9 protein-coding genes are annotated in these 8,265 nt (G+C 74.0%); 1 reads left to right on the top strand and 8 read right to left on the bottom strand.

The features are described from left to right. The 5 genes from KBX39_RS16000 to KBX39_RS15980 form a co-directional block, all read right to left on the bottom strand. The coding region (locus tag KBX39_RS16000) for a PQQ-binding-like beta-propeller repeat protein (RefSeq protein WP_247660258.1) at window positions 1-794 on the bottom strand (794 nt) is incomplete at its 3' end. A gap of 67 nt (window positions 795-861) precedes the next feature. Continuing rightward, complete coding sequence (locus KBX39_RS15995) at window positions 862-1,281, bottom strand: SRPBCC family protein (protein ID WP_210871297.1); 420 nt, start codon at window positions 1,279-1,281, stop codon at window positions 862-864. Between the two features lie 119 nt (window positions 1,282-1,400). Further along, window positions 1,401-1,610, bottom strand: coding sequence for a DUF397 domain-containing protein (locus KBX39_RS15990; RefSeq protein ID WP_043327931.1), 210 nt, complete (start codon window positions 1,608-1,610; stop codon window positions 1,401-1,403). Window positions 1,611-1,784: 174 nt separating this feature from the next. Then, window positions 1,785-2,984, bottom strand: coding sequence for a fumarylacetoacetase (gene fahA / locus KBX39_RS15985; protein WP_210871295.1), 1,200 nt, complete (start codon window positions 2,982-2,984; stop codon window positions 1,785-1,787). An 88-nt stretch (window positions 2,985-3,072) separates the two neighbouring features. After that, window positions 3,073-3,939: a hypothetical protein gene (locus KBX39_RS15980; RefSeq protein WP_210871293.1), complete on the bottom strand. Its 867-nt coding sequence runs from the start codon at window positions 3,937-3,939 to the stop codon at window positions 3,073-3,075. Between the two features lie 94 nt (window positions 3,940-4,033). On the opposite strand from KBX39_RS15980, the gene KBX39_RS15975 reads away from it, so the two are divergent. Further along, the gene (locus tag KBX39_RS15975; RefSeq protein ID WP_210871290.1) at window positions 4,034-5,200 is read left to right on the top strand and encodes a homogentisate 1,2-dioxygenase; all 1,167 of its coding nucleotides are present in this window, start codon (window positions 4,034-4,036) and stop codon (window positions 5,198-5,200) included. Window positions 5,201-5,255: 55 nt separating this feature from the next. Here KBX39_RS15975 and KBX39_RS15970 read toward each other — a convergent pair whose 3' ends face one another. The 3 genes from KBX39_RS15970 to KBX39_RS15960 all read right to left on the bottom strand — a co-directional run. Next, entirely contained in the window at window positions 5,256-6,296 is a 1,041-nt protein-coding gene (locus tag KBX39_RS15970; protein WP_312247446.1) for an NAD(P)-dependent alcohol dehydrogenase, read from the bottom strand. A 46-nt stretch (window positions 6,297-6,342) separates the two neighbouring features. Beyond that, window positions 6,343-7,431, bottom strand: a complete 1,089-nt coding sequence (locus KBX39_RS15965) for a lipopolysaccharide assembly protein LapB (protein ID WP_210871286.1) — start codon at window positions 7,429-7,431, stop codon at window positions 6,343-6,345. Between the two features lie 50 nt (window positions 7,432-7,481). Next, a partial coding sequence (locus tag KBX39_RS15960; protein WP_210871284.1) for an ABATE domain-containing protein occupies window positions 7,482-8,265 on the bottom strand: 784 nt, incomplete at its 5' end.

Below are 8,265 nucleotides of genomic sequence, written 5' to 3'. Positions count from 1 at the left end.
GTACGCAACCCGCGGCAGCCGGAGTGCCCGTGCGGGCAGCCGACCGGCGTGACCACGAGCTGATCCGGCACGTCCGGGGGACGCCAGCGGGTCCGCACCGTGCCGGTCGCCGCGTCCCGCAGCTCCACCGCGGGCGGGCCCTCACAGCTGTCCACCCCGACCACTTCGCCGCTGGCTGTCGTACCCACGTCGGCCCGGCAGTCGCGGGGCAGGTCGGCGCGCCAGAGCCGGCGCCGGTCGGCGTGGTCGTACCCGCCGACCCCGCGGGGACCCGCCGACACCAGCACGGATCGGCCGGCGGCACGAGCGACGTGCAGCCCGGCCGGGTCCCAGACCGTGCCGGCGTAGGTCCGCCTCGGCTCCGGCACCGGCCCCGGCTCCGGGCCGTCGGCCCGCCAGGCGACCCGTCCGGTACGCGCGTCCAGTGCCACCAGCTTCCCGTCGGACCAGCGGCTGACCACCGTGGTGTCCTGGGCGAGCACCGCGGTCAACGTGGCCGGCCAGCGACGGTACGACCAGAACGGGGTGACCCGGTGCCGCCCGCTGACCGGCTGGTCCGCGTACACCTGACGGGCGCCCGCGTAGACGCGCAGCCGGCCGTCGACGACGAGCGGCGCCACCGGCAGCCGCCCGATCACCCCGGCGGTCGGCGCGGGCGCCGCCGGGTACGGCTCCCGGGCGACGGTCTCGACCTCGGCCGGCGCCAGCACCCGGACCACCACGGCGACCGTCGCCGCGACGGCGAGTACCGCCACCAGCGCCACCACGGCCCGCCGCCTCGCGGCCTTCGCCATCCGTCACCTCCGACCCGGCACCCTACCGGCCAGGTCCGGGCCGGGCGCGGCGAGCGGCCAGGTCGACTCAGGCGGCCTCGGAGGACCGGGCCGGTCCGGCGGCCAGCGCCAGGTCGGCCAGGTCGCGCCGGAGCGCGCCCTCCACCGCGCGGGCGGCCAGGCCGCCGAGGATCAGGGCCAACACCCGGCCGTACGGGCGGGTCGGCGCCGCCTCCTGCTCGACCGTGACCTCGGTGCAGCCGCGGCGTCGCCGCTCGACGGTGCGCAGCGTCCAGGTGATGCGGTAGTCCGCGCCGGCGCCGCGCGAGCCGAGCACCAGCCGGCTCGGGGCGACCGCCTCGATCACCTCGAACTCCTCCGGTTCGGCGCCGCCGTCCGGCCGGACGCGGGTCTCCCGCCAGGTCGAGCCGGGCCCGAACCCGCCGCCGCCGAGGAGCTCGACCGAGCTGACCGCCGTGAGCCAGACGGCGCCGGTCAACTCGGTCATGCTCGTCCTTCCTGTTCGGCTACCCGGGTACGGGCCGTGACCGGAAACGGGGAGCCTCGCTGTGACATTTCCACCGCCGGTGCCCCGATCGTCGGGGCACCGGGGTGTGGCACTGACGGTCAGCCGCGGAACGAACCGCCCCGCAGCGCGGTGACGAACGCGGCCCAGCCCGGGGGGCTCACCGCGAGCGCCGGGCCGTCCGGGTCCTTGGAGTCGCGTACGCCCACCACGCCGTGCGCGGCGACCACGTTCGTCGCCACCTCGACGCAGAGGCCCTGATCGTTCGAGCGGCTGCTGGTGCGCCAGACGGCGCCGGTCAACTCGGTCATGCTCGTCCTTCCTGTTCGGCTACCCGGGTACGCCCCCCGACCCGGCACCATCGGCGACTCCGTTCCGGCCGGGAGCCGCCGTCCGGGGCGTACGTGATCCGGAGCGATAAACGCGGAAGGAAACGGCCCCGGTCGCACATCGGGTGCGACCGGGGCCGTTCGGGAAGGCAGAACTCAGTGGGCCGGGAGGATCGTCCCGGTGACCTCGCCCAGCGCGACAGTGGTGCCGTCCGGGCCGGGCGCGGTGGCGGTGATCGTCACCGTGTCGCCGTCCTCCAGGAACGTCCGCTCGCTGCCGTCGGCGAACTTGACCGGCTCGGACCCGCCCCAGGTCAGCTCCAGGAACGACCCGACCTGGCCGCGCTCCGGACCGGAGACGGTGCCGGAGGCGTAGAGGTCGCCGGTACGCAGCGACGCGCCGTTGACGGTGAGGTGGGCGAGCTGCTGCGCCGGGGTCCAGTACATGCCGGCGAACGGCGGCTCGGCGACCCGCTCGCCGTTCCACTGCACCGACAGCGTCAGGTCCAGCCCGAGGTGCGGCGTGTCGCGCAGATAGTCCTGCACCGGCGGGTCCTGGTCCGGCGCGGGTACGAACGCGTCGGCGAGCGCCTCCAGCGGCGTCACCCAGGCCGAGACGGACGTGGCGAACGACTTGCCGAGGAACGGCCCGAGCGGCTGGTACTCCCAGGCCTGGATGTCCCGGGCCGACCAGTCGTTGACGAGCACCACGCCGAAGACGTGGTCGGCGAAGTCGGCCACCGGCACCCGCTCGCCCAGCCGGCTCGGTACGCCCACCACGAAGCCCACCTCGGCCTCGATGTCCAGCCGTACCGACGCGCCGGTGGTCGGGCCCTGCGCGCTGGCGCGCTGCCCGGTCGGGCGGATCACCGGGGTGCCGGAGACGACCACGGTGCCGGCCCGGCCGTGGTAGCCGATCGGCACGTGCTTCCAATTCGGCAGCAGCGGCGGCTGGCCGGGCCGGAAGATCTGCCCGACGTTCGAGGCGTGGTGCTCCGAGGAGTAGAAGTCGACGTAGTCGGCCACCTCGAACGGCAGCAGCATCTCGACCTCGCGCAGCGGCACCAGCAGCGGCTCGACCGCCGCCCGGTGCTCCGGTTCGGCGAGCAGCTCGACGACCCGCTGCCGGACCGCCGTCCACTGCGGGCGGCCGAGCGCCATGAAGGCGTTGAGCGTCGGCCGGCCCAGCGCCCCGCCGGCCAGCACCAGACCGGCGGCCTCCGCGCCGGCCAGGTCCAGCGCGAAGTCACCGATGCGGACGCCGATACGCGGCTCGCCCTCGCCGTGTCGGAACACGCCGTACGGCAGGTTCGTCACCCCGTACGCCGACCCCGCCGCCCCTGGTACCCAGGTCATGCCAGCACTCCGCTTCGCTCGGTGCGTTCGCTCATGCCGTGCAGACTGGGCACGCCCTCACGGCCCTCGCTCCGCTCGGTGCGTTCGGTCATGCCTCGAAGCCTCCGTTCACCAGCCCCAGCCGGATCAGATCGGTAAGTGGTTCGGAGATGCTGCACGAGCCGTACCCGACCCAGAGCGGGCGCTCGGCGTCGCGGTGCGCCCGCGCCGGCTCGACCACACGGACCGGGTCGGTGGCGGCGAGCAGCTCGGCCACGCCGTCCACCTCGGCGCCCCCGACGGCGGCGAGCGTGGCGCCCAGCACGTTGACGAAACCGTGGTGGTTGAAGCCGGTCTCCGGGTCGCGGTGCCGGATCGCGTGGTGCAGCCCGGCGGTGAGCTTGAACGGCAGCTTACGGTCCCGGCAGGCGCAGATCACCGCGGCCAGCTCGACCGGGGTGGGGAACAGCTCGGCGGCGAGCCCGCCGGTACGGAACTTGGCGGCCACCGGCAGCCCGCCCGCGCGCGCCTCGGCGAGCGTGTCGAGCGCGCCCATCAGCCCGAAGGTCAGCGGGATCTCCGCGTAGACAGCGGTGCCGTCGAGCTGGTCGGCGAGCGCGACCAGTTCGGACAGCCCGGGTTGCGGGTCCTCGCCGCGCTTGGCGACCGGCGCCTCGATCTGCCGGGCGGTCACCCCGTCGGGCGCGAGCGCGTCCAGCGCCTGCGGGAGCTGGTCCAGGCCGGTGTCGCCGATCAGCCCGATGACCAGCCCTTCGGCCGGGTCCACCAGGCCGCGCAGCGACCCGCGCTGGATCTCCGAGGCGGGCAGCAGCAGCGGGCCGACCATGTCGGCGTACCAGGCGGCGCGGTGGGTGCGGTGCGCGGTCACCGCGTCGGGCAGCGCGGCGTTTCCGGGCGGAAAGACCGCGGCGTCGTCCACCAGGCCGGAGAGGAGGCGGGGCACCTGCGTTGACACGAGACAAGAATGTACGGGACGCTACGAGGAACGGACAACAGCGTCCGATTATCGGACGCCATCGGCCGGAGAACGGGACATATCGGGAGGCGAAATGCCGTACTACCGCAGCATCGGCGACGTGCCGCGCAAGCGCCACACCCAGTTCCGCCAGCCCGACGGCACGCTCTACGCGGAGGAACTGGTCGGCCAGGAGGGCTTCTCCTCCGACTCGTCGCTGCTCTACCACCGCCACGCGCCGACCGCGATCCTCGCCGCCGAGGAGTTCGCCCCGCCCACGGTCACGCGGGTGCCGAACCTGCCGCTCAAGCCGCGCCACCTGCGCACCCACAAGCTCGACGGCACCGGCGCCGACCCGGTGCTCGGCCGGCAGTACCTGCTCGCCAACGACGACGTACGCATCGCGTACGTGCTCGCCGACCGCCCGTCGCCGCTGTTCCGCGACGCCACCGGCGACCACTGCCTCTACCTGGAGGCCGGGTCGATGCGGGTCGAGTCGCCGTTCGGCGTGCTCGACGCGGTCGCCGGCGACTACGTCGTCATCCCCACCTCGACCATCCACCGCCTCGTGCCCACCGGCGACGAACCGACCCGGCTGCTCGCCGTCGAGGCGTCCGGCCACATCGGGCCGCCCAAGCGCTACCTCTCCGTACGCGGACAGTTCCTGGAGCACGCGCCCTACTGCGAGCGCGACGTCCGGGGACCGGACACGCCGCTGCTGGTCGACGGCGAGGAGGTGGAGGTGCTCGTCAAGCACCGCCGCGGGTGGACGAGGTACGTCTACGCCAACCACCCGTTCGACGTGGTCGGCTGGGACGGGCACATGTACCCGTGGGCGTTCTCCATCCACGACTTCGAGCCGATCACCGGGCGGATCCACCAGCCGCCGCCCGTGCACCAGACGTTCCAGGGCCCGAACTTCGTGATCTGCTCGTTCGTGCCGCGTAAGGTCGACTACCACCCGGCCGCCATCCCGGTGCCGTACAACCACCACAACGTCGACTCCGACGAGATGCTGTTCTACACCGGCGGCAACTACGAGGCCCGGCGCGGCTCCGGCATCGAGCAGGGCTCGATCTCGCTGCACCCGTCCGGCTTCACCCACGGCCCCCAGCCGGGCGCGGCCGAACGCTCGATCGGCGCGGAGTTCTTCGACGAGCTGGCGGTCATGGTCGACACGTTCCGCCCGCTCGACCTCTGCGACGCGGCCGCCGACTGCGAGGACGACGGCTACGCCTGGACCTGGGCACGCAAGCCCTGACGTACGCGAGAAGGGGCCGCGCCCGGCACGGACGCGGCCCCTTCGCACGCGGTCGTCAGAACGTGGACGCGTCGATGACGAAGCGGTAGCGCACGTCGGAGGCGAGCACCCGCTCGTACGCCTCGTTGATCTTCTCGGCTCCAATGACCTCGATCTCGGCGCCCAGCCCGTGCTCGGCGCAGAAGTCGAGCATCTCCTGGGTCTCCGCGATGCCGCCGATGTTCGACCCGGCGAACGACCGGCGGGCCGGGATCAGCGAGAACGCGTGCACCGACAGCGGATCCTCGGGCGCGCCCACGTTGACGAGCGTCCCGTCCACCGCGAGCAGCCGCAGGTACGCGTCCATGTCGAGGGTCGCGCTGACCGTGTTGATGATCAGGTCGAACGAGTTGGCCAGCTCACGGAACGTCTCCTCGTCCGAGGTGGCGTAGTAGTGGTCGGCACCGAGCCGCAGCCCGTCCTCCCGCTTCTTCAGCGACTGCGACAGCACAGTCACCTCGGCGCCCATCGCGTGGGCCAGCTTCACGGCCATGTGGCCGAGACCGCCCATGCCGATCACCGCAACCCGGCGGCCCGGCCCGGCGTTCCAGTGCCGCAGCGGCGAGTACGTGGTGATGCCGGCGCAGAGCAGCGGCGCGGCGGCGTCCAGCTCGATGCCGTCCGGGATGCGCAGCACGAAGTCCTCGGTGACCACGATGGCCTGCGAGTAGCCGCCCTGGGTCGGCTTGCCGTCCCGCCCCACCCCGCCGTACGTGCCGGTGCTGCCCTTCAGGCAGTACTGCTCCAGCCCCTTGCGGCAGTTGTCGCACTCCCGGCAGGAGTCGACCAGGCAGCCGACGCCGACTCGGTCGCCGACGGCGAACTTCGTGACCGCCGAGCCGACCTCACGCACCACGCCCGCGATCTCGTGGCCGACCACGATCGGGTAGCGGGTCGGGCCCCACTCGCTGCGCGCGGTGTGGATGTCGGAGTGACAGATGCCGGAGAACTTGATGTCGATGAGAACGTCGTCCGGGCCGAGATCCCGCCGCTCGATGGTGGTCGGGACGAGCGGTTCGGTCGCGGACGTCGCCGCGTAGGCATTGACGGTGAGCACGGGTCCCCGCATTCCTTGAGCCGGTGTTTCCGGTCCTCCTACCCTCTCACCGGCGAGCGAACGCGGTGAGTCCGGCCACCACCGACGCGGTCACCACCCCGGCCAGCGGCCACGGGCTGCCGACCAGCGCGTACACGAGAAGCAGCAGCACCGCGGCGGCGGCCGCCCAGACCGGCACGGCCAGGCCGCGCGACATCGCCTCCCGCAGGCCGGGCCGCCACGTCGCCGGACGCCGCAGCAGCACCGCCACGCCGGCCACCGACAGCGCCGCGAACAGCCGGGACGCGCCGGACGAGGCCGGGGCCAGGACGCCGGCCAGCAGGCTCGCGAGCAGCGACCAGCCGGCCACCGCCAGCAGGAGCCGCCGGATGCCGTCGTCCACGGTCCGGACCGGGTCGGGCCGGGCCACCGGCAGGTCAGCCAGCGCGGTCAGGTGCTCCAGCGTCTCGGCGTAGCGGCGTCGCTCCAGCCGGGCCACGCCCACGTCCTGCCCCGCCTCGCCCAGCTCCGGGTCCAGCCGCAGCGCCTCCCGGTAGGCCCGCTCGGCCAGGTCGAACAGTTGCAGCCGCACCGCGACCAGGCCCAGCACCAGGTGCGCCTCCGGCTCCTCCGGGGCCAGCTCGACACCCCGCCACGCCGCGTCCAGCGCCGCCTGCCCGTTGCGCGACGCGGAGAGAATGGCGGCGGCGCTGCGCTGCGCGTACGCGTCGCCCGGACCGCGCGCCAGGATCTCGTCGGCGGTGGCCGCTGCGGGCTTCCAGCGTTCGAGGTCGAGCAGCGCGAAGCCACGGGCCACGAGCACCGGCAGGACACCCCCGGCCGCTTCGGCGGCACGCGTCCCGGACGTCTCAGCGGCAGTGGGCGGCTCGACGGCGGACGTTTCGCCGTCGGCTGTCACGGCGTCCGGAACTGGGGTCACGGCCGTCTCGGCGACGGCCAGCGCCTCCGCCGGACGCCCGGCGGCCAGGTGCATCCGGGCCAGCATGGTCAACGCGGGCAGGTGCCCGGGCTCGTCCGCGAGCAGCGCGGTGAGTTCGCCGACGCCCTCGTCGTAGCGGCCCAGCTCGGCGAGGAGATGGGCGCGTTGCAGGTAGCCGTCGGCGGCGGACTGGTCGGGTGCGGCGTCACTCGGCATCCCGGCGAGCGTATCCGCCCCGGCCCACCAGCTGCCGACAGCTCCCGTCGTCAGGAACTCCGGCAGGCGACGCCCGCCCGGCCGCCACACGTCCCGAGGCTGCACCACCGGCGCAGCCCGCTCTCGTCCAGGAACAACCACCCGCAGCTCCGGTCCGGGCAGGCCCGCACGGTGAACCGGGCCGGATCGGCGAGCAGTTGCGCGCCGCTGAACGCGGCGGCGTGCACCGGCACCCGAAGGCCGGCGGCGAGGTCCGGCCACCAGCGACCGCGTCCGTCGACCGCGCGCCGGAACGCGAGCGTACGGGCGGCGGCCTCGGCGGCCCGGGCGACCGCTTCGAAGGCCGGGCCGTCGTCCGGGTCGACCAGGCTGGCGTAGAGCGCGGCGCGGAGCGTACGGGCCTCGTCGAGCACCACCTCCGCCGTGCCGGGATCGCGCCGGGCGAGGTGAAGCAGACGGTTCATCGACACCTCGTCCACCAGCCCGACATGGCCGGCCCAGACAGCAAGGGTGCGATAGCCGCGCAGCCACTCGGCGCCGGGCAACGGGGACTCGCGCCCCCAACCGGCGAGGGTGTTGCAGAAGTCCAGGGCCGGGTGGCCGCCCACGCTCCACGGCAGGCTCTCGTCGTTCACCCGGATCTCGTGCATCGGCCGGCCGACCCGGTCCAGGCGGTCGTCGCCCGCGAGCACCCGCCGCTGCACCTCGCGGAGCCGGGGGCCCGGCTCGACACCGAAGTCGGCCACGAGCAGGTCCCGCGTGGCGCGGTAGAGGCGCAGCGCGTCGGCCCGCCGGGCACCCCGGTACAGGGCGGTCATCAGGACCGCCACGAGG

Source organism: Micromonospora sp. D75, assembly GCF_018070405.1.
Classification (GTDB): domain Bacteria; phylum Actinomycetota; class Actinomycetes; order Mycobacteriales; family Micromonosporaceae; genus Micromonospora; species Micromonospora chalcea.
Note: the sequence above shows the minus strand (reverse complement) of the source record. Positions and strands in the feature narration are given on the sequence as shown.